A 21,267-nucleotide genomic window follows, 5' to 3' on the forward strand; every position below is an offset into this window, starting at 1 on the left:
CTGGGGACCGACCCACGCGGTCGGGTGTGTCGCGGACCCCGCACGAATCCGAACCAACGGAGAAGTGCGTATGTCGGGTGACGCGGCCTCGGTGCCCTCTCGCGGTCGCATGGCACGCGCGAGGACCCGGGCACACCCCAGGCACAAGGTCAGAGCGTACCTACCGCATCGGCTGCGGTCAAAACAAATGCAAACGCGCAGGCCGGTGACTACTCGAAGATTGCCACCACCCAGATCAGCGCCCAGAAAGCCAGCCCGAGATAACCGATCACCAACCCGGCGGTCGCCATCCCGTCACCCTGCTCACCGCGCTCGCGGATCTGCCGCTTCGCGGTGTGCCCGAGCACGACCGCGCCGATCGACGCCATCCCGAAGATCGGCGACCCGACCAATGAGCACACCAGTGCCCCGATCGCCGCCCCGTTCGTCTTCGGCACGGGCGCCACCGGCGGCGCGTACCGGAACGGCTGCGGCGCCCCGAACGTCGGAGGCACCGGATACGGCGAGGACGGCCGCGGAATGTCCGCTGTCAGCCGGTCCAAGTCCCCGTACGTACGCGCCGCGTAGGCACGCCCCAACCGGTCCTCGTACTCTTCCTGCTTCAACCGCCCCTCGGTGAACGCCTCGTTCAGCACGTTCACCGCGCGCTCTCTGTCCGCATCCCCGGCAAGCATGTATCCATAATGCCGCAGAGCGGCCATCCCCGAGAGGGATGGCCGCCCTGTGTGACAGCAACGGGACGAAACTCAGCCGTTGTACGGGCCGTAGTCGTAGTCCTCCAGCGGAACGGCCTGGCCGGAGCCGGTGCCGAACGGGCTGTAGTCGATGTCGTCGTAGCCGACGGCCGAGTACATCGCGGCCTTGGCCTCCTCGGTCGGCTCCACCCGGATGTTGCGGTAGCGGGCGAGGCCCGTACCGGCCGGGATCAGCTTGCCGATGATGACGTTCTCCTTCAGGCCCAGCAGCGAGTCCGACTTGGCGTGGATCGCCGCGTCGGTCAGCACCCGGGTCGTCTCCTGGAAGGAGGCGGCCGACAGCCAGGACTCCGTGGCCAGCGAGGCCTTGGTGATACCCATGAGCTGCGGACGACCCGAGGCCGGGTGACCGCCCTCGGAGACCACACGCCGGTTCTCGGTCTCGAACCGGCCGCGCTCGACCAGCTCGCCGGGCAGCAGCTCCGCGTCGCCGGACTCGATGATCGTCACCCGGCGCAGCATCTGCCGGATGATGATCTCGATGTGCTTGTCGTGGATCGACACGCCCTGCGAGTTGTAGACCTTCTGGACTTCCTGCACCAGGTGGATCTGCACCTGGCGCTGGCCCAGAATGCGCAGCACGTCGTGCGGGTTGGTGGCACCGAAGGTCAGCTTCTGGCCGACCTCGACGTGGTCGCCCTCGCCCACCAGGAGCTTGGCGCGCTTGGAGATCGGGTAGGCGATCTCCTCGGCACCGTCGTCCGGGGTGACGACGAGCTTCTTCGTCTTCTCGGTCTCCTCGATCCGCACCCGGCCGGACGCCTCGGAGATCGGGGCGACACCCTTCGGGACACGGGCCTCGAACAGCTCGACGACACGCGGCAGACCCTGCGTGATGTCGTCACCGGCCACACCACCGGTGTGGAAGGTACGCATCGTGAGCTGGGTGCCGGGCTCACCGATCGACTGGGCCGCGATGATACCGACGGCCTCGCCGATGTCGACGAGCTTGCCGGTGGCCAGCGAACGGCCGTAGCAGTACGCGCAGGTGCCGACGGTCGACTCGCAGGTGAGGATCGAGCGGGTCTTGACCTCCTCGACACCGTGCCGCACGAGCTGGTCGATCAGCACGTCACCGAGGTCGACGTTGGCGGGCGCGATGACCTTGCCGTCCACCACGACGTCCTCGGCGAGCATGCGGGCGTACACGCTGGTCTCGACGTCGTCCGTCTTGCGCAGCGAACCGTCCGCGCCGCGCTCGGCGATCCGCAGCTTCAGACCGCGCTCGGTGCCGCAGTCCTCCTCGCGGATGATCACGTCCTGCGAGACGTCCACCAGACGACGGGTCAGGTAACCCGAGTCGGCGGTACGCAGCGCGGTGTCGGCCAGACCCTTACGGGCACCGTGGGTGGAGATGAAGTACTCCAGCACGGACAGGCCCTCACGGAAGGACGCCTTGATCGGACGGGCGATCGTCTCGTTCTTGGCGTTCGACACCAGGCCACGCATACCCGCGATCTGACGCATCTGCATCATGTTTCCGCGGGCCCCGGAGTCCACCATCATGAAGATGGGGTTGGTCTTCGGGAAGTTCGCGTTCATCGCCACGGCGACCTCGTTGGTCGCCTTGGTCCAGATCGCGATGAGCTCCTGAGTGCGCTCGTCCTTGGTGATCAGACCGCGCTCGTACTGCTTCTGGACCTTCTCGTCCTGGGCCTCGTAGGAGGCGATGATCGCCTTCTTGGCCTCGGGCACCACGATGTCCGTGACGGACACGGTGACACCGGAACGGGTCGCCCAGTGGAAGCCCGCCGCCTTCAGGTTGTCGAGCGTCGCCGCCACGATGACCTTGGGGTAGCGCTCGGCGAGGTCGTTGACGATCTCGGAGAGCTGCTTCTTGCCGACCGCGTAGTCCACGAACGGGTAGTCCTCGGGCAGCAGCTCGTTGAAGAGCGCGCGGCCCAGGGTCGTCCGCAGCCGGAACGTGTCGCCGAGCTGGTACGGCTCCTCGCCCTCGGTGGGCTCCGGCGGCACCCAGCCGCGCGGCGGGACGGTGCCCACCGGGAAGCGGATGTCGACCGGCGCCTGCATCGACAGCTCACGGCCGTCGAACGCCATGATCGCCTCGGCGGTCGAACCGAACGCCCGGTTCTCCCCGATGACCTCGCGCTCCTCGGAGTCCGTGGTCAGGAAGAACAGACCGAGCACCATGTCCTGGGTCGGCATGGTGACCGGACGGCCGTCGGCCGGCTTGAGGATGTTGTTCGAGGACAGCATCAGGATGCGGGCCTCGGCCTGCGCCTCCGCGGACAGCGGGAGGTGCACGGCCATCTGGTCGCCGTCGAAGTCCGCGTTGAACGCGGTGCAGACCAGCGGGTGGATCTGGATGGCCTTGCCCTCGACGAGCTGCGGCTCGAAGGCCTGGATGCCCAGACGGTGCAGGGTCGGTGCGCGGTTGAGCAGCACCGGGTGCTCGGCGATGACCTCTTCGAGCACGTCGTACACGACCGTACGGCCGCGCTCGACCATGCGCTTGGCCGACTTGATGTTCTGCGCGTGGTTCAGGTCCACCAGGCGCTTCATCACGAACGGCTTGAAGAGCTCCAGCGCCATGGCCTTGGGCAGGCCGCACTGGTGCAGCTTGAGCTGCGGGCCGACGACGATCACCGAACGGGCGGAGTAGTCGACGCGCTTGCCGAGCAGGTTCTGCCGGAAGCGGCCCTGCTTGCCCTTGAGCATGTCGGACAGCGACTTCAGCGGACGGTTGCCGGGGCCCGTGACCGGGCGGCCGCGACGGCCGTTGTCGAAGAGCGCGTCGACGGCCTCCTGGAGCATGCGCTTCTCGTTGTTCACGATGATCTCGGGGGCGCCGAGGTCGAGAAGCCGCTTCAGGCGGTTGTTGCGGTTGATGACACGGCGGTACAGGTCGTTGAGGTCGGAGGTCGCGAAGCGGCCACCGTCGAGCTGCACCATCGGACGCAGGTCCGGCGGGATCACCGGGACGCAGTCCAGCACCATGCCGTTGGGCTTGTTGGTGGTCTGGAGGAAGGCGGAGACGACCTTGAGGCGCTTGAGCGCCCGGGTCTTCTTCTGGCCCTTGCCGGTACGGATGATCTCGCGGAGGCGCTCGGCCTCCTCCTCCAGGTCGAAGGACTCCAGGCGCTTTTGCAGCGCCGCGGCACCCATCGAACCCTGGAAGTACGTACCGAAGCGGTCGCGCAGCTCGCGGTAGAGCAGCTCGTCGCCCTCCAGGTCCTGGACCTTGAGGTTCTTGAAGCGGGCCCACACCTCGTCGAGCCGGTCGATCTCGCGCTGCGCACGGTCGCGGAGCTGCTTCATCTCGCGCTCGGCGCCTTCGCGGACCTTGCGGCGGACGTCGGCCTTGGCGCCTTCGTTCTCCAGCTCGGCCAGGTCGGCTTCCAGCTTCTTCTGCCGGCCCTCGACGTCGGAGTCACGGCGCTGCTCGACCTGCTGGCGCTCGACGGAGACCTGGGCCTCCAGCGACGGCAGGTCGCGCGTGCGGCGCTCGTCGTCCACCCACGTGATCATGTACGCCGCGAAGTAAATGACCTTCTCCAGGTCCTTCGGGGCGAGGTCGAGCAGGTAGCCGAGGCGTGACGGAACGCCCTTGAAGTACCAGATGTGCGTGACGGGCGCGGCCAGCTCGATGTGGCCCATCCGCTCACGACGCACCTTGGCGCGAGTGACCTCGACGCCGCAGCGCTCACAGATGATGCCCTTGAAGCGGACCCGCTTGTACTTCCCGCAGTAGCACTCCCAGTCCCGGGTCGGGCCGAAGATCTTCTCGCAGAAGAGCCCGTCCTTTTCCGGCTTGAGCGTGCGGTAGTTGATGGTCTCCGGCTTCTTCACTTCGCCGTGCGACCAGGTACGAATGTCGTCCGCGGTGGCAAGGCCGATCCGCAGCTCGTCGAAGAAGTTGACGTCGAGCACTTGTCGTCAATCCCGCCTTCGGGTTCCACCCGACCAAAAAACGCGGTCGGGGTCGATTGTCAAACATGGTCTGAACGGTCCTGGGAGAGGCCGCCCGGTCCTGGAGGGACCGGGCGACCGGCCCGTCAGACCTCTTCGACGCTGCTCGGCTCCCGCCGGGACAGGTCGATACCGAGTTCTTCCGCGGCGCGGAAGACGTCCTCGTCGGTGTCACGCATCTCGATGGACATGCCGTCCGAGGACAGCACCTCCACGTTGAGGCAGAGCGACTGCATTTCCTTGATGAGCACCTTGAAGGACTCGGGGATGCCCGGCTCGGGGATGTTCTCGCCCTTGACGATGGCCTCGTAGACCTTCACGCGGCCGAGCACGTCGTCGGACTTGATGGTCAGCAGCTCCTGGAGGGCGTAAGCGGCGCCGTACGCCTCCAGCGCCCACACCTCCATCTCACCGAATCGCTGGCCACCGAACTGCGCCTTACCACCCAGCGGCTGCTGGGTGATCATCGAGTACGGACCGGTGGAGCGGGCGTGCAGCTTGTCGTCCACCAGGTGGTGCAGCTTGAGGATGTACATGTAGCCGATCGAGATCGGCTCAGGGAACGGCTCGCCGGAGCGGCCGTCGAACATCCGCGCCTTGCCGGACGGCAGGACCATGCGGTCGCCGTCGCGGTTCGGGATGGTGGACTCGAACAGACCGCGGATCTCGTCCTCGCGGGCGCCGTCGAAGACCGGGGTCGCGACGTTGGTGCCGGCGGCGACGACGTCCGCGTCGATCGCCTGGAGGCGACGCGCCCACTCCTCGCCGATACCGGAGACGTCCCAGCCCTGCTTGGCGAGCCAGCCGAGGTGGATCTCCAGCACCTGTCCCGGGTTCATGCGGGACGGGACGCCGAGCGGGTTGAGGATGATGTCGACCGGGGTGCCGTCCTCGGTGAACGGCATGTCCTCGACCGGCAGGATCTTCGAGATGACGCCCTTGTTGCCGTGACGGCCGGCGAGCTTGTCGCCGTCGGTGATCTTCCGCTTCTGCGCCACGTACACGCGCACGAGCTGGTTGACACCGGGCGGCAGTTCGTCGCCCTCCTCGCGGTCGAAGACCCGGACGCCGATGACCTTGCCGGTCTCGCCGTGCGGCACCTTCAGCGAGGTGTCACGGACCTCACGGGCCTTCTCGCCGAAGATCGCGCGCAGCAGGCGCTCCTCCGGGGTCAGCTCGGTCTCGCCCTTGGGCGTGACCTTGCCGACCAGGATGTCGCCGGCGACGACGTCGGCGCCGATCCGGATGATCCCGCGCTCGTCGAGGTCCGCGAGGACCTCCTCGGAGACGTTGGGGATGTCCCGGGTGATCTCCTCCGGGCCGAGCTTGGTGTCACGGGCGTCGACCTCGTGCTCCTCAATGTGGATCGAGGAGAGGACGTCGTCCTGGACCAGCCGCTGGCTGAGGATGATCGCGTCTTCGTAGTTGTGGCCCTCCCAGGGCATGAACGCCACCAGGAGGTTCTTGCCGAGGGCCATCTCGCCCTCGTCGGTCGAGGGACCGTCGGCGAGCACCTGGCCGACGACAACCCGGTCGCCCTCGTTGACGACGACCTTCTGGTTGAAGGACGTGCCCTGGTTGGAGCGGGAGAACTTCGCGACGCGGTACGTGGTGTACGTGCCGTCGTCGTTGGTGATGGTGACGTAGTCGGCGGAGACCTCCTGGACCACACCGTCCTTGTCCGCCTTGATGACGTCACCGGCGTCGACCGCGCAGCGGTACTCCATGCCGGTGCCGACCAGCGGCGCCTCCGCCTTGATCAGCGGCACGGCCTGGCGCATCATGTTCGATCCCATGAGCGCGCGGTTGGCGTCGTCGTGCTCCAGGAACGGGATCATCGCGGTCGCGACCGACACCATCTGGCGCGGCGAGACGTCCATGTAGTCGACGTCGTCGCCGGGGATGTAGTCGATCTCGCCGCCGCGGCGGCGGACCAGCACGCGGGACTCGGCGAACCGCAGGTCCTCGGTGAGCGGCGCGTTGGCCTGCGCGATGACGAAGCGGTCTTCCTCGTCCGCGGTCAGGTAGTCGACGTCGTCGGTGACGACGCCCTCGACGACCTTGCGGTACGGGGTCTCGACGAAGCCGAACGCGTTGACCCGGCCGTAGGAGGCGAGCGAGCCGATCAGGCCGATGTTCGGGCCTTCGGGGGTCTCGATCGGGCACATGCGGCCGTAGTGCGACGGGTGCACGTCGCGGACCTCGAAGCCGGCCCGCTCACGGGACAGACCGCCGGGGCCCAGCGCCGACAGGCGGCGCTTGTGGGTCAGGCCGGACAGCGGGTTCGTCTGGTCCATGAACTGGGAGAGCTGGCTGGTGCCGAAGAACTCCTTGATGGAGGCGACGACCGGCCGGATGTTGATCAGGGTCTGCGGCGTGATCGCCTCGACGTCCTGGGTCGTCATCCGCTCGCGGACCACGCGCTCCATACGGGCCAGGCCGGTACGGACCTGGTTCTGGATCAGCTCGCCCACGTTGCGCAGGCGGCGGTTGCCGAAGTGGTCGATGTCGTCGACCTCGACGACCATCGAGGAGCCGTTCTCCCCGGTGGTCTCGGTCTCACCGGCGTGCAGCTTCACCAGGTACTTGATGGTGGCGATGATGTCGTCGGTGGTGAGCACACCGGCGTCCAGGGGCGCGTCGCTGCCGAGCTTCTTGTTCACCTTGTAGCGGCCGACCTTCGCGAGGTCGTAGCGCTTGGGGTTGAAGTAGAGGTTCTCCAGCAGGGTCTGCGCGGCCTCCTTGGTCGGCGGCTCGCCCGGACGCAGCTTGCGGTAGATGTCGAGCAGCGCGTCGTCCTGGCCCTGGGTGTGGTCCTTCTCCAGGGTGGCGCGCATCGACTCGTAGTCGCCGAACTCGTCCAGGATCTGCTCGGTGCTCCAGCCGAGCGCCTTGAGCAGGACGGTGACCGACTGCTTGCGCTTGCGATCGATGCGGACACCGACCATGTCGCGCTTGTCGATCTCCATCTCCAGCCAGGCACCCCGGGACGGGATGATCTTGGCGGAGAAGATGTCCTTGTCGGACGTCTTGTCGATCTGGCTGTCGAAGTAGACACCCGGCGAGCGCACGAGCTGCGAGACGACGACACGCTCGGTGCCGTTGATGCAGAAGGTGCCCTTGTTGGTCATCAGCGGGAAGTCACCCATGAAGACCGTCTGGGACTTGATCTCGCCGGTCTCGTTGTTGGTGAACTCGGCGGTGACGAAGAGCGGGGCGCCGTACGTGAAGTCGCGCTCCTTGCACTCGTCCAGCGAGTTCTTCGGAGGCTCGAATCGGTGGTCACGGAAAGTGAGCGACATCGACCCGGAGAAGTCCTCGATCGGCGAGATCTCCTCGAAGATCTCCTCCAGACCCGACTTCCTGGGGACGTCCTGCCCACTGTCCAGGGCCGCCTCGACACGGGCCTTCCACGCGGCGTTGCCGAGCAGCCAGTCAAAGCTCTCGGTCTGGAGCGCGAGGAGGTTCGGAACTTCGAGCGGTTCACGGATCTTCGCGAAAGAGATGCGCAGCGGGGCGGTGCTTGCGCCGTTGTTCGAATTGGTGGTCGAGGCGTTGCGCGAGGCGGCCAAGAGGGGGTCCTTCCGAGGGCTCGGACTCACTACGCGCATACCGGTCCGCCCCTGAGCGTAAGAAGAAAGCCCTGATGGCGGACTTCTTCAGCAGTGCTCAGACGTGGGCATGCTCCTGGTGACGGGCCAGGCAGCAGCTAACAGGCAGCGCAAAGGGTCAGTGTAGCCACTCGGCACACTGATGTCCAGAGCAGAGATTCGGAGTACCGAATCATCGCCCCCTCGTCCGTCCTGCGGATCCCGCCTCGGAACCGGATCCGCGCCTGCGCCATGCATTCCCGCATCTCCCCCGATCCATGCATCCAACCCGGATCGAAGTGTCGACGCGTCCTGAGAATTGCGCGCCGCGTGCGGTTCGTCAAGGCCCTGGCCTGGCAGAGATGCTCACAGCCCCGCGCCCGGCCCCCCTGCCGGATGGCTCCCGGAGCAGGTCCCGTGCGGGAACGATCACCTTATCCGGACGGTGGCACCGCCCCGCCACAAGGACGCGGGAACGCCGTAGGGCGGCCACCCGGATGGGTGACCGCCCTACGGCTGTCCGGCCCTGTGCGGGCCGTACGGGGACTGCTGGGTGCCGCTCGGTGTTACTTGACCTCGACCGAGGCGCCGGCGGCCTTGAGGGACTCGGCGGCCTTGTCGGCGGCAGCCTTGTCGACCTTCTCCAGGACGGGCTTCGGGGCGCCGTCCACGAGGTCCTTGGCCTCCTTCAGGCCGAGCGAGGTCAGCTCACGCACGACCTTGATGACCTGGATCTTCTTGTCACCGGCGGCGGTGAGGACGACGTCGAACTCGTCCTGCTCCGGGGCGGCGTCCGCGACGGCGGCCGGACCGGCGACACCGGCGGCGGCGACGGGGGCGGCGGCGGTGACGTCGAACTTCTCCTCGAAGGCCTTCACGAACTCGGAGAGCTCGATGAGGGTGAGGGTCTCGAACTGCTCGAGCAGCTCGGCCTGGCTGAGCTTCGCCATGATGGCGGTCCTTCCACTAATTCGGCTGGTGCCGGTTGTCGATGTCGGCGGGCGTACTCGGAGCCCGCTGGACTGCGGGAGTGGTTACTCCGCAGCCTCGGCGGGAGCCGGCGTACCGGCACCGCCCTGCTCTGCCTGCTCGGCCTGCTTGGCACGAAGCGCCTCCGCGGTGCGGACGAACTTCGAGGGCAGCGCCTGGAAGAGCGCGGCAGTCTGCGACTGCTTGGCCTTCATGGCGCCCGCCAGCTTGGCGAGCAGAACCTCGCGGGACTCGAGGTCCGCGAGCTTCTTGATCTCGTCGGCGGACAGCGCCTTGCCGTCAAGGACACCGCCCTTGATGACGAGAGCGGGGTTGTCCTTGGCGAAGTCGCGCAGACCCTTCGCCGCCTCGACCGGGTCACCGGCGACGAAGGCGACGGCCGACGGACCCGCGAACAGGTCGTCGAGCGTGCTGATCCCGGCCTCGTTGGCCGCGATCTTGGTCAGCGTGTTCTTCACCACGGCGTACGTGACGTTCTCACCGAGCGAACGGCGCAGCGTCTTGAGCTGCGCCACGGTGAGACCGCGGTACTCGGTCAGCACAGCGGCGTTCGAGGAGCGGAACTGATCCGTCAACTCGGCAACCGCGGCAGCCTTATCGGGCCTCGCCATGAGTCTCGGCCTCCTTCCGGGTGATTGCGGACCGCACGGAATTGAAGGAGGGGACTTGGCAAAAACGAACGCCCCGGCGCAGGCGCACGGGGCGTGACTCGACGGAATCGACTTCCGCTCGGCGGAAATCTCTTCCGGAGTTCATCCACGATCACCTGCGCGGGCCATCCGCAGCTAGCGGATCCTTCGGCCGCCACGCCCTTTTCGGGGCACGGCAACGACCAGCGGTCTTTGGCTTCTCGGGAAGCGTACGGGACGGGTCCTGACAACACCAAATCCGGCCCCCGTGCGGTGTGCACGGAGGCCGGACTTCGGATGGTGCCGCACGCCTTACGCGTGGCCCCGCGTCGTCATCAGACGGACGCCGGGTCCTCCTCGACGAGGAGGTTGCGGGTGCGGTTGGGGTCGACCTGGATGCCGGGGCCCATGGTGGTGCTCACGGCGGCCTTCTTGATGTAACGACCCTTGGCGGCGGACGGCTTGAGACGCAGGATCTCGTCCAGGGCCGCCGCGTAGTTCTCCACCAGCTTGGTCTCGTCGAAGGAGACCTTGCCGATGATGAAGTGCAGGTTCGAGTGCTTGTCGACGCGGAACTCGATCTTGCCGCCCTTGATGTCCGTGACAGCCTTCGCCACGTCCGGGGTGACCGTACCGGTCTTCGGGTTCGGCATCAGGCCACGGGGACCGAGCACGCGGCCCAGACGGCCGACCTTGCCCATGAGGTCCGGGGTGGCGACGACGGCGTCGAAGTCCAGACGGCCCTTCGACACCTCGTCGATCAGTTCGTCGGAGCCGACGATGTCGGCTCCCGCGGCTTCCGCGGCCGCAGCACGGTCACCGGTCGCGAAGACCAGGACCCGGGCGGTCTTGCCGGTGCCGTGCGGAAGGTTCACGGTGCCACGGACCATCTGGTCGGCCTTGCGCGGGTCGACACCCAGGCGGAAGGCGACCTCGACGGTCGAGTCGAACTTGGTGGTCGCGGTGTCCTTGGCGATCCGGACGGCCTCGAGCGGGGCGTACAGGCGCTCCGCGTCGATCTTGCCGTCGGCAGCGCGAAGGGACTTGCTGCGCTTGCTCACTTACTGCTCCTGTTGGTGAAGGGGAGTCGTGGTACGGGCCGAGCAGGCCCTGCCACAGATGAACCGGCGGGGCGTCAGCCTCGCCTCTGTCGCTCGGGCGTCAGCCCTCGACCGTGATGCCCATGGAGCGGGCGGTGCCGGCGATGATCTTCTCGGCGGCGTCCAGGTCGTTCGCGTTCAGGTCGGGGAGCTTCGTCGTGGCGATGTCCCGAACCTGGTCGCGGGTGAGCTTGGCGACCTTCTTGACGTGCGGCTCGCCGGAGCCCTTCTCGACACCCGCGGCCTTGAGGATCAGCTTGGCCGCCGGCGGCGTCTTGGTGATGAAGGTGAAGGAACGGTCGTCGTAGACCGTGATCTCCACCGGGATCACCATGCCGCGCTGCGACTCGGTCGCCGCGTTGTAGGCCTTGCAGAACTCCATGATGTTCACGCCGTGCTGGCCCAGCGCGGGGCCGACCGGCGGCGCCGGGTTGGCCGCGCCGGCGTTGATCTGGAGCTTGATCAGCCCCGTGATCTTCTTCTTCTTGGGAGGCATTGCTCTCTCCGGGTCCTGTTGAGAGTGTTCGTGCCTGCGTACAGGCATACCGCACCACTTTAGCGGGTATTGGCCCGCATCCTGAAACCGGCCGGTGGCCGGGGGACACAGCGGCCCCCGGCCGACGGAAATCCGTCGAACGGGGGCCGCTGGAAAAGTCTCAGTTCTTCTGGATCTGGTCGAAGCTCAGCTCGACCGGGGTCTCGCGGCCGAAGATCTCGACCAGGCCCTTGACCTTCTTCGAGTCGGCGTTGATCTCGTTGATCGTCGCCTGGAGCGTCGCGAAGGGGCCGTCGGTGACGGTGACCGAGTCGCCGACCTCGAAGTCCAGCACCTGGACCTCGACCTTGCGCGGCTGGGCGGTGCCCTCGGCGATGGCGGCGGCCTCGGCCGCGGCCTCCACCTCGGGGGCGAGCATCTTCACGATCTCGTCGAGGGTCAGCGGGTACGGGTCGTACGCGTTGCCGACGAAGCCGGTGACACCGGGGGTGTTGCGGACGACGCCCCACGACTCGTTCGTCAGGTCCATGCGCACCAGCACGTAGCCGGGGAGCTTGTTCTGCCGAATGGTCTTGCGGTCGCCGTTCTTGATCTGGACGACTTCTTCCTGGGGCACTTCGGCCTGGTAGATGTAGTCCTCGACGTTGAGCGAGACGGCGCGCTGCTCCAGGTTGGACTTCACGCGGTTCTCGTAACCGGCGTAGGTGTGGATCACGTACCACTCGCCGGGCAGGGTGCGAAGCTCCTCGCGGAAGGCGGCGACCGCGTCCACGACCGGCTCGGACACGGCGGCCTCGCCGTCGTCCTCGTCCGCTTCGTCCTCAGCCGCTTCGTCCTCGTCGGCGACCGCCACGTCCTCGTCGGACTCGTCGTCCGCCTCGTCGTCGTCCGCCTCGTCCGTGGCGGCCTCGGCGGCTTCCTCGTCCTCGTCCTCGTGGACGGCGGCCTGCTCGGCGGCTTCGCCGGCGTTCAGGTCGGCAGCCTCGGCCTGGTCGATCTCGCCGTCGGCGGCCTCGACGATGTCGAGCGCGGTGTCGTCGCCCTCAACGGTTTCGTCGGCGTCGTACACGTTCGGGTCAGACACGGTGACTGCTTCTTCCTGACTTCAAGGGGTGGAACATGCGGACAGGCGCCCGTGGACCGGCGCCCACCGCGGGATCAGCCGAAGACGTACGAGACGAGCTTCGAGAATCCCCAGTCAACCACGCTGACGAGACCGATGACGACGACAACGAAGACAATCACCACTGTGGTGTAGGTGATCAGGTCGTTGCGGCTCGGCCAGACGACCTTGCGGAGTTCCGCGACGATCTGGCGGTAGAAGAGCGCCAGCCGACCGAGGGGGCCCTTCTTGCCGCGCTTGCCGCCGCGGCGGGGCTTGCGAGTCTCGTCGTCCTCGGACGTGTCAGGCTCAGGGGCCTCGATGGAGTCCGTGATCTCAGTCACTACGTCCTCACCTGACTCCGGGTCGTGGCCGTGTCGCGCCCGTCGCGCGGTACGGCGAGTGCTTTACCTGCCCACGTCCGTCGGGTGACGTGTGGAGCAGGGTCGGAGGGACTCGAACCCACAACCGCTGGTTTTGGAGACCAGTGCTCTACCAATTGAGCTACGACCCTTTGCGACTCCCCCAACGTACCGCAGCATTGCGGAACCGCGGTGCCGGTGGGAAGGCCATCGACGGATGAGTGTACGTGTTTCGCGGCCCTCCGTCGAACGCCTTGCGTCCGATCAGGTTCCGGCCGCGTTCCGTTGACGTTTTGACGCGGTGTCGACGGGGTGCCGGTGGGGTGCCGAGGAGGTTCCGGCGGGGTGCCGGCGAGGCGCTGGTCAGGTGCCGGTCGGGTGCCGACGGGGCCGCGGACCCCCGGCGCGCACCGGGTGTGTTCACAGTCCGGACAGGTCCGCAAACCTGGGTGCCGGGCCTCCCCCGCGTCTGGGACCATGCAGTCATGAGCGCAGCTACTCCCCCCGTACAGTCTCCCACCGACCGTCGGGTGTCGGCCCGCGTCGGGTCGATCTCCGAGTCCGCGACGCTGGCCGTCGACGCCAAGGCCAAGGCCCTCAAGGCCGCCGGGCGCCCGGTCATCGGATTCGGCGCGGGAGAGCCCGATTTCCCGACGCCCGGCTACATCGTCGAAGCCGCGGTGGAGGCGTGCCGCAACCCGAAGTACCACCGCTACACCCCGGCCGGCGGTCTGCCCGAGCTGAAGACGGCCATCGCCGCCAAGACGCTCCGCGACTCCGGCTACGAGGTCGAGCCGTCGCAGGTGCTGGTCACCAACGGCGGCAAGCAGGCCATCTACGAGGCGTTCGCCGCGATCCTCGACCCGGGCGACGAGGTCATCGTGCCCGCCCCGTACTGGACCACCTACCCCGAGTCGATCCGGCTCGCGGGCGGCGTGCCGGTCGAGGTCGTCGCGGACGAGACCACCGGTTACCGGGTCTCGGTCGAGCAGCTCGAAGCGGCCCGCACCGAGCGCACCAAGGTCGTGCTGTTCGTCTCGCCGTCCAACCCCACCGGCGCCGTGTACAGCGCCGCCGACACCGAGGCGATCGGCCGCTGGGCCGTCGAGCACGGCCTGTGGGTGCTGACCGACGAGATCTACGAGCACCTGGTGTACGGCGACGCGACGTTCACCTCGCTGCCGACGGCCGTGCCCGAGCTGCGCGACAAGTGCATCGTGGTCAACGGCGTGGCGAAGACGTACGCCATGACCGGCTGGCGGGTCGGGTGGATCATCGGCCCGAAGGACGTGGTCAAGGCCGCGACGAACCTCCAGTCGCACGCCACCTCGAACGTCTCCAACGTCGCGCAGGTCGCCGCGCTGGCCGCCGTCTCGGGGAACCTGGACGCGGTCGCCGAGATGCGGACCGCCTTCGACCGCCGCCGCCGCACCATCGTGCGGATGCTCAACGAGATCGACGGCGTCGTCTGCCCGACGCCCGAGGGCGCGTTCTACGTCTACCCGTCGGTGAAGGCGCTGCTCGGCAAGGAGATCCGCGGCAAGCGCCCGGCCGACTCCGTCGAGCTGGCCGCGCTGATCCTGGACGAGGCCGAGGTCGCGGTCGTGCCTGGTGAGGCCTTCGGCACCCCCGGCTACCTGCGGCTTTCGTACGCGCTCGGCGACGAGGACCTGGAAGAGGGCGTCTCGCGGCTCCAGAAGCTGCTGGGCGAGGCGAAGGACTGAGCCCCTTCGGACGCTGCGGCGATCCGTTTTTGCATTCGGGCAAGCCCCCGTTCGGAGAAAGTGGTACCGGACGGGGGCTGTCGTATAGCAGGATCTTGGAATGGCACGCGAGGTCCGTCAGCTCCCCAAGGCACATCTGCATCTGCACTTCACCGGCTCCATGCGCCCCGGCACGCTCCTGGAACTGGCCGACCGGCACGGCGTGCACCTCCCCGAGGCGCTGACCTCGGGCGAACCCCCCAAACTCCGGGCCACCGACGAGCGGGGCTGGTTCCGCTTCCAGCGGCTGTACGACATCGCCCGCTCCTGCCTGCGCACCCCGGAGGACATCCAGCGGCTGGTCCGCGAGGCCGCCGAGGAGGACGCGGCGGACGGCTCCGGCTGGCTGGAGATCCAGGTCGACCCGACCTCGTACGCGCCGCGGCTCGGCGGGCTGATCCCCACGATGGAGATCGTCCTGGACGCCGTGCACACCGCCTCGCGGGACACCGGGGTCGGCATGGCCGTGGTCGTCGCCGCCAACCGCATGAAGCACCCGCTGGACGCCCGTACGCTGGCCCGGCTCGCCGTCCGGTACGCCGACCGCGGCGTGGTCGGCTTCGGGCTCTCCAACGACGAACGGCGCGGTCTGGCACGGGACTTCGACCGCGCCTTCGCCATCGCCCGCGACGGCGGCCTGCTCGCGGCCCCGCACGGCGGGGAGCTGGCGGGGCCCTCCAGCGTCCGCGACTGCGTCGACGACCTGTACGCGGGCCGTATCGGGCACGGGGTCCGCGCCGCCGAGGACCCTCGGCTGCTGCGCCGCCTCGCCGAGAAGGGCATCACCTGCGAGGTCTGCCCGGCCTCCAACGTCGCGCTCGGCGTGTACGAGAAGGCCGAGGACGTACCGCTGCGCACCCTGTACGAGGCGGGCGTGCCGATGGCGCTCGGCGCCGACGACCCGCTGCTCTTCGGCTCCCGGCTCGCCGCCCAGTACGAGATCGCCCGCGCCTCGCACGACTTCACCGACGCCGAACTGGCCGAGCTGGCCCGGCAGTCCGTACGGGGCTCCCGCGCGCCGGAGGACGTACGCCTGCGGCTGCTGGCGGGGATCGCCGAGTGGGAGGCGACACCGGAGGGGGCCGGGGGCTCTCCCGAGGGGGCGGTGGGCTCCGCCGAGGGTGCGGTGGGCTCTGCCGAGAGGGTCGTCGGGTCTACAGGCTGACGCCGGGCTCTGCCGAGAGGGTCGTCGGATCTACAGGCTGACGCCCACCAGGACCGGCTCGTTGACCAGCGTCACGCCGAACGCCGCGTGGACGCCGTCGCGTACCTCGCGGGCCAGCGCCAGCAGATCCTCGGCGGTCGCGCCGCCGCGGTTGGTCAGCGCCAGCGTGTGCTTGGTGGAGATCCGCGCCGGGCCGCTGCCGTACCCCTTGGTGAACCCCGCCTTGTCGATCAGCCAGGCCGCCGAGAGCTTCGTGAGGCCCTGACCGGCCTCGCCCGCCGGGTACGACGGCGGCGCCGTGTCCTGGCCGAGCCGCTCCTTCGCCCGCTCCAGGAACGCGGCGTGCTCCGGGGCGGTCAGGATCGGGTTGGTGAAGAAGGAGCCCGCAGACCAGGTGTCGTGGTCGGCCTCGTCCAGCACCATGCCCTTGCCCGCGCGCAGCGCCAGCACCGTCTCCCGCGCCTTCTCCAGGGGCACCCGGTCGCCGGGTTCCACGCCCAGGGCGCGGGCGGTCTCCGCGTACTTCACCGGGGCGGAGAGCCCGCCCGCGTCCTCCAGTCCGAAGCGGACGCGCAGCACGACGTAGCGGTGCGGCTCCGCCTTGAAGCGGCTGTGGCGGTACGAGAAGGCGCACGCGTCGTTCGCCAGCGTCACCGTCTCGCGGGTCCGGCGGTCGTACGCGACGACCTCGGTGATCGTCGTCGACACCTCTTGGCCGTAGGCGCCGACGTTCTGGATCGGCGTCGCCCCCGCCGAGCCGGGGATGCCCGCCAGGCACTCGATTCCGGCCAGGCCGGCGGCGACGGTCCGCGCCACGACGTCGCTCCAGGTCTCGCCCGCGGCGACCTCAAGCGAGGTGCCGTCGAGGGTCACGCCGCGGGTGGCGATCCGTAGCGCCGTTCCCTCGAAGCCGCGGTCGCCGACGACGAGGTTGCTGCCGCCGCCGACGATCAGCAGGGGGGTGCCGGTGGTGTCCGCCGCGGCGACGGCGGCGATGACGTCGGCGTCCGAGGCCGCCGTGATCAGGCGGTGCGCGGGGCCGCCTACGCGGAAGGTTGTCAACGGGGCCAGCGGCGCCTTCTCCATTACGTCCACCCCCTCACCCTAGGGGCCCGCCGCCTCCCTTCTTTTCCCGGCCCGCTTGCGTGGGGGGGCGTCTTTGCCCGCCCGCCCACCCGTGCGGGTGCTTTCTTCGTCTGCGGGTGCCGCCCGTTCCTGGTCGGTCCCGGCCCGGGGCACCTCCTCGGGCGACGAACGTGCCCGCACTTCGATGACGTCCAGCCCTTGCCCGTTCGTCCCCCTGCGGGGGCACCCCGCACCGACCCCTCCGGTCCGCCGGCGCCCGCCTGTCCGCTGTGGCTGAGGAGGGAGGGGTGGCAGGGCGTACGGGCCCTGCGCAACTCCCCCCGGCCAATCCGAAAGGACCGCCCCCCAGAAGTGAAGACCCCGAGCCCCCCGCCAACCAACCAAAGGCCCCCCACTCCCCACGCCCCGCCACCCGCACCCGTACCAAAAGGGCCGCCCCCCCACCCACCACGAACACCACCCGTACCTGTAGCAAAGAGGCCGCCCCCTCCCACCCACCACGAACCGCCACCCGCACCCGTACCGAACGAGCCTGTGCCACCGCCCCCGACGCCCACCCCACGGCGAACCGCCCCCCCTCCCAGCCCCCACCCACCACGAACCGTCACCCGCAGCCGTACCGGAAGAGCGGGAACCCACCCACCCCCCTCCGCCCACCCGACGGCGGACCGCCCCGCTAGCCCCCCACCCACGGCCGACCGTCACTCGCAGCCGTACCGGAGGGCCCGGAACCCACCCACCCCCCTCCGCCCACCCCACGGCGAACCGCCCCGCTAGCCCCCCACCCACGGCGGACCGCCCCCACCCCCTCTCCCCACCCACGGGGGACCGTCAGGCGGCGATGGGCCGGAGGGGACGGGGCGGGGTGCCCCCGCAGATTTGCGTGCCGACAGGGCGGGGACGAATGGGCAAGGAGCAGGCAGCACGCAGCTCGAGGAGGTGCCCCGGCCCGGGACCGACACCAGGGACAGGGCGGTGGAAGAAAGGGCTGACCCCCGCACCCAAAAGCCGGGCACGGGGGTCAAGAGGGCCAGGAACAGCTAAGGCGGCCAGGACGGCCAGGAAAGGGCTAGGCGGTGGGCTGGAGGTCGCGGGGGGAGGAGGACGGGGTGGAGTCGAGGGAGGTGGGAGAGGGACGGCGGGGAAGGAGGAGGGCCGCGACCGTGGCGACACCGAGCACGGCGGCACCAACCCACAGCGCAGGCGTCAACCCGTCGACAAAGGCGTCAGCCGACCCGTACCCGCCCTGCGCGGAAAAGATCGAGCCCAGCACCGCGATCCCCAGCGCTCCCCCCACCTCACGCAGCGCGTTGTTGGCCCCCGAGGCGATCCCCTGCTCCGCCCCCCGCACACTCCCCATCACCAACGCCGTGGCCGGCGCCACGAACAGCGCCATCCCGGCCCCGCTGATGATCAGCGCGGGAAGCTGCGCCAGATAGGAGACGTCCGGCGAGATGATCGTCGCGAACCACCCGAGCCCGATCGCCTGAAGGGCGAGCCCGGCCGCGACCACCGGCCGCCCCCCGATCCGGTCGGAGACAATCCCGGCGATCGGCGCGACGATCATCGGCATACCGGTCCACGGCAGCATGCGCAGCCCGGCCTCGGTCGGCGAGTAGCCGACGACGTTCTGCAGGAACTGGCTGAGCAGGAAGATCGACCCGAACATCCCGGTGAACATCAGCATGCTGGCCGCGTTGATGGCCGAGAACCCGCGGCTGCGGAACAGCCGCATCGGCAGCATGGCGTTCGGCGAGGTCGCCCCGTGCCGGATGAAGGCCGCGACGAGCGCCGCGCCGCCGATGAGCCCTCCGAGCACCGGCCCGCTGGTCCACCCCTTGGTCGTGGCGTTGACCAGCGCGTAGACGACGCCGAACAGCCCGAGGCTGATGAGCGCGGTGCCGCGCGGGTCGAGCCGGGCGCCGGGCGCGGTGGACTCGTTGAGGCGCAGCCGGGCCAGCGGGATGAGGGCGATGCCGAGCGGAACGTTCAGCCAGAAGATCCACTGCCAGGAGATGTGTTCGGTCAGGCTGCCGCCGATGAGCGGCCCGCTGGCGACGGCGAGGCCGTTGACGGCGCCCCAGATCCCGAACGCGGCGCCTCGCCGCTCGGCAGGGACCGCCGCGGTGAGCAGCGTCAGCGTGAGCGGCATCATGATCGCGGCGCCGACGCCCTGGAGCGCGCGGAAGGCGATGAGCATGGAGATGGTGGGCGCGAGGGCCGCCGCGGCGGAGGCGCCGGTGAAGATCGTGAGGCCGGTGAGGAAGAGCTTGCGGCGGCCGAAGCGGTCGCCCAGCGCCGCGCCGAACATCAGCAGGACGGCGAAGGTGAGCGTGTAGGCGTTGACCGTCCATTCGAGGTCGGACAGCGCCCCGCCGAGGTCCTTGCGGATGGACGGCAGCGCGGTGGTGACCACGAGATTGTCGAGGGCCGCCATGAATCCGGCGACGCTGGTGATGATCAGAGCCCAGGCGGCGGTGCCTGGCCTGCGGCCTTCTGCTGCTTGCTGGGTCATGACTCCCCCTGTGGAGTGCGTACTGCGACGGCTTCGAGCCGTACGGTTAGTTATGGATGACTAACTTCAGCGGACAGAAAAAACCGATGACTCCGCGCCCCGAAAGGCGCGGCGCCTCACTCGGGACGGGCCGTCTCGTACAGCCCTTCCCAGATGCGGTGGTCGGCCGGGAAGCCCAGCGACACCAGGGTGTTGATCAACATTCCGTAGGCGAGGAACTGCGTGGTCTGCTCGACGTCCGCGCCCAGCTCCAGATGCAGGGTCTCCCACAGCGCCTCCCACCCCTCACGGATGGAACGGCCGAATTCGTGGTCCCCGGACGCCTCGGCGGCGGCGACCGCGACATACATCTGCATCTGCATCAGCAGCCGCTCGGGGTCGTCGGAGATCAGCGTCTGATACGCGTTCCCCATCGCCTTGAGCTTGCCCTCGTGGTCCGTCTCGTCCTCGGCCACATCGGCGAAGACCTGGCGCGTCGATTCCAGGCAGTAGGTGGCCGCCGCCAGGAACATGGCCTCCTTGTTCGGGAAGAGGCGGAAGAGATACGGCTGCGAGACGCCCACCCGGCGGGCGATCGTCTCGGTGGACGTGCCGTTGTAGCCGCCGCGGGCGAATTCGCTCATCGCCGCGCGGATGACGCTCTCGCGCCTCTCCTCTGCGCTCATCCTGACCATACGAGTAAGTTAGTGGTCCATAACTAACCTGTCAACCGCGATACGGGAGACACGGGCAAACGTAAGGGGCACCCACCTGGATGGGCACCCCTTACCTGCGCTTCTACGTCTCAGGCGAGCCGGACCACGGCGCGGGACATGCCCAGCACCTTCTGGCCCGCGGACGTCGCGGTGAGGTCGACCCGCACCCGCTGGTCGTCCAGTTTGGCGGCGACCTTCGCGGTCACCTCGATGAGCGCGCCCTGCTCGTCGTTCGGCACGACGACGGGCTTGGTGAACCGTACGCCGTACTCGACGACCGCCCCCGGGTCGCCGGCCCAGTCCGTGACGACCCGGATCGCCGAGGCCATGGTGAACATGCCGTGCGCGATGACGTCGGGCAGGCCGACCTCGCGGGCGAACTTCTCGTTCCAGTGGATCGGGTTGAAGTCACCGGAGGCGCCCGCGTACTGCACGAGCGTGGCGCGGCTCACAGGGAAGGTCCGCGCGGGCAGTTCGGTGCCGACCTCGACATCCGCGTAACCGATCGTCGCCGTCATGCCGCGCCCTCCGCGTTCACCGAAGCGTTCGCCGAAGCGTTCCCCGAGCCGTTCCCGCTGCCGCCGCGCGGGTCGTCCTCCGCCGCGCGGGCGACCAGCTTCGTCCAGGCGGTCACCACGTGCTCGCCGGACTCGTCGTGGACCTCGCCGCGGATGTCGATGATGTCGTTGCCCGCCAGGGACTTGATCGCCTCGATGGTGGAGGTGACCGAGAGCCGGTCACCGGCCATGACCGGGCGCGTGTAGGCGAACTTCTGGTCGCCGTGCACGACCCGGCTGTAGTCGAGGCCCAGCTCCGGGTCCTGGACGACCTGGCCGGCGGCCTTGAAGGTGATCGAGAAGGCGAAGGTCGGCGGGGCGATCACATCGCGGTGCCCGAGCGCCTTGGCCGCGTCCGCGTCCATATACGCCGGGTTGGTGTCCCCGACCGCCTCGGCGAATTCGCGGATCTTCTCCCGGCCCACCTCATAGGCGGCGGTGGGCGGATAACTCCGCCCCACGAAGGACTGGTCCAGAGCCATCGGCACCTCCGGTGCGGGAAGCGGGCGGGAAGCGGGCGGGATCGGGGGCA

General features: G+C 68.8%; 16 protein-coding genes and 1 tRNA gene. 2 read left to right on the forward strand and 15 right to left on the reverse strand.

Annotation, left to right across the window (positions count from 1 at the left end):
- Positions 1 to 209: 209 nt before the first annotated feature.
- From ABZX65_RS18000 to ABZX65_RS18045, 10 genes are all read right to left on the reverse strand, one after another.
- Positions 210 to 701, reverse strand: a complete 492-nt coding sequence (locus ABZX65_RS18000) for a DUF1707 and DUF4190 domain-containing protein (protein ID WP_355340244.1) — start codon at positions 699 to 701, stop codon at positions 210 to 212.
- Between the two features lie 45 nt (positions 702 to 746).
- On the reverse strand, positions 747 to 4,646 hold the full coding sequence (locus ABZX65_RS18005; protein ID WP_355340247.1) for a DNA-directed RNA polymerase subunit beta': 3,900 nt from the start codon (positions 4,644 to 4,646) through the stop codon (positions 747 to 749).
- Positions 4,647 to 4,771: 125 nt separating this feature from the next.
- Entirely contained in the window at positions 4,772 to 8,257 is a 3,486-nt protein-coding gene (gene rpoB / locus ABZX65_RS18010; protein ID WP_355340250.1) for a DNA-directed RNA polymerase subunit beta, read from the reverse strand.
- Positions 8,258 to 8,841: 584 nt separating this feature from the next.
- On the reverse strand, positions 8,842 to 9,225 hold the full coding sequence (gene rplL, locus ABZX65_RS18015) for a 50S ribosomal protein L7/L12 (RefSeq protein ID WP_355340253.1): 384 nt from the start codon (positions 9,223 to 9,225) through the stop codon (positions 8,842 to 8,844).
- An 84-nt stretch (positions 9,226 to 9,309) separates the two neighbouring features.
- A complete protein-coding gene (rplJ, locus tag ABZX65_RS18020; RefSeq protein ID WP_355340256.1) occupies positions 9,310 to 9,876 on the reverse strand; it encodes a 50S ribosomal protein L10 in 567 nt (188 codons plus the stop codon).
- Between the two features lie 353 nt (positions 9,877 to 10,229).
- Positions 10,230 to 10,955, reverse strand: coding sequence for a 50S ribosomal protein L1 (rplA, locus tag ABZX65_RS18025; RefSeq protein ID WP_355340259.1), 726 nt, complete (start codon positions 10,953 to 10,955; stop codon positions 10,230 to 10,232).
- 100 nt (positions 10,956 to 11,055) lie between these two features.
- Complete coding sequence (gene rplK / locus ABZX65_RS18030; protein WP_355340262.1) at positions 11,056 to 11,490, reverse strand: 50S ribosomal protein L11; 435 nt, start codon at positions 11,488 to 11,490, stop codon at positions 11,056 to 11,058.
- A 160-nt stretch (positions 11,491 to 11,650) separates the two neighbouring features.
- Positions 11,651 to 12,574, reverse strand: a complete 924-nt coding sequence (gene nusG, locus ABZX65_RS18035) for a transcription termination/antitermination protein NusG (protein WP_355340265.1) — start codon at positions 12,572 to 12,574, stop codon at positions 11,651 to 11,653.
- A 74-nt stretch (positions 12,575 to 12,648) separates the two neighbouring features.
- Complete coding sequence (secE, locus tag ABZX65_RS18040; RefSeq protein WP_355340710.1) at positions 12,649 to 12,927, reverse strand: preprotein translocase subunit SecE; 279 nt, start codon at positions 12,925 to 12,927, stop codon at positions 12,649 to 12,651.
- Between the two features lie 106 nt (positions 12,928 to 13,033).
- A tRNA-Trp gene (locus tag ABZX65_RS18045) sits at positions 13,034 to 13,106 on the reverse strand.
- A gap of 333 nt (positions 13,107 to 13,439) precedes the next feature.
- On the opposite strand from ABZX65_RS18045, the gene ABZX65_RS18050 reads away from it, so the two are divergent.
- Together ABZX65_RS18050 and ABZX65_RS18055 are read left to right on the forward strand one after the other, a co-directional pair.
- Positions 13,440 to 14,678, forward strand: coding sequence for a pyridoxal phosphate-dependent aminotransferase (locus ABZX65_RS18050; RefSeq protein WP_355340268.1), 1,239 nt, complete (start codon positions 13,440 to 13,442; stop codon positions 14,676 to 14,678).
- A gap of 100 nt (positions 14,679 to 14,778) precedes the next feature.
- Positions 14,779 to 15,882, forward strand: a complete 1,104-nt coding sequence (locus ABZX65_RS18055; protein ID WP_355340271.1) for an adenosine deaminase — start codon at positions 14,779 to 14,781, stop codon at positions 15,880 to 15,882.
- Between the two features lie 30 nt (positions 15,883 to 15,912).
- Here the strand turns inward: ABZX65_RS18055 and ABZX65_RS18060 are convergent, their stop codons facing one another.
- The 5 genes from ABZX65_RS18060 to ABZX65_RS18080 form a co-directional block, all read right to left on the reverse strand.
- Positions 15,913 to 16,968: a UDP-N-acetylmuramate dehydrogenase gene (locus ABZX65_RS18060; RefSeq protein ID WP_355340713.1), complete on the reverse strand. Its 1,056-nt coding sequence runs from the start codon at positions 16,966 to 16,968 to the stop codon at positions 15,913 to 15,915.
- 1,069 nt (positions 16,969 to 18,037) lie between these two features.
- A complete protein-coding gene (locus tag ABZX65_RS18065; RefSeq protein WP_355340274.1) occupies positions 18,038 to 19,483 on the reverse strand; it encodes an MFS transporter in 1,446 nt (481 codons plus the stop codon).
- Positions 19,484 to 19,599: 116 nt separating this feature from the next.
- Entirely contained in the window at positions 19,600 to 20,157 is a 558-nt protein-coding gene (locus tag ABZX65_RS18070; protein WP_355340277.1) for a helix-turn-helix domain-containing protein, read from the reverse strand.
- A gap of 110 nt (positions 20,158 to 20,267) precedes the next feature.
- Positions 20,268 to 20,696 carry a MaoC family dehydratase gene (locus tag ABZX65_RS18075; RefSeq protein WP_355340280.1) on the reverse strand — a complete coding sequence of 143 codons (429 nt, stop codon included), beginning with the start codon at positions 20,694 to 20,696 and terminating at the stop codon, positions 20,268 to 20,270.
- Complete coding sequence (locus ABZX65_RS18080) at positions 20,693 to 21,217, reverse strand: MaoC family dehydratase N-terminal domain-containing protein (RefSeq protein ID WP_355340283.1); 525 nt, start codon at positions 21,215 to 21,217, stop codon at positions 20,693 to 20,695. Before ABZX65_RS18080 ends, ABZX65_RS18075 begins: the two co-directional genes overlap by 4 nt.
- Positions 21,218 to 21,267 lie beyond the last annotated feature (50 nt).

Origin of the sequence: Streptomyces sp. NPDC003300 (assembly GCF_040610915.1) — a bacterium.
In the GTDB taxonomy this organism is placed as follows: domain Bacteria; phylum Actinomycetota; class Actinomycetes; order Streptomycetales; family Streptomycetaceae; genus Actinacidiphila.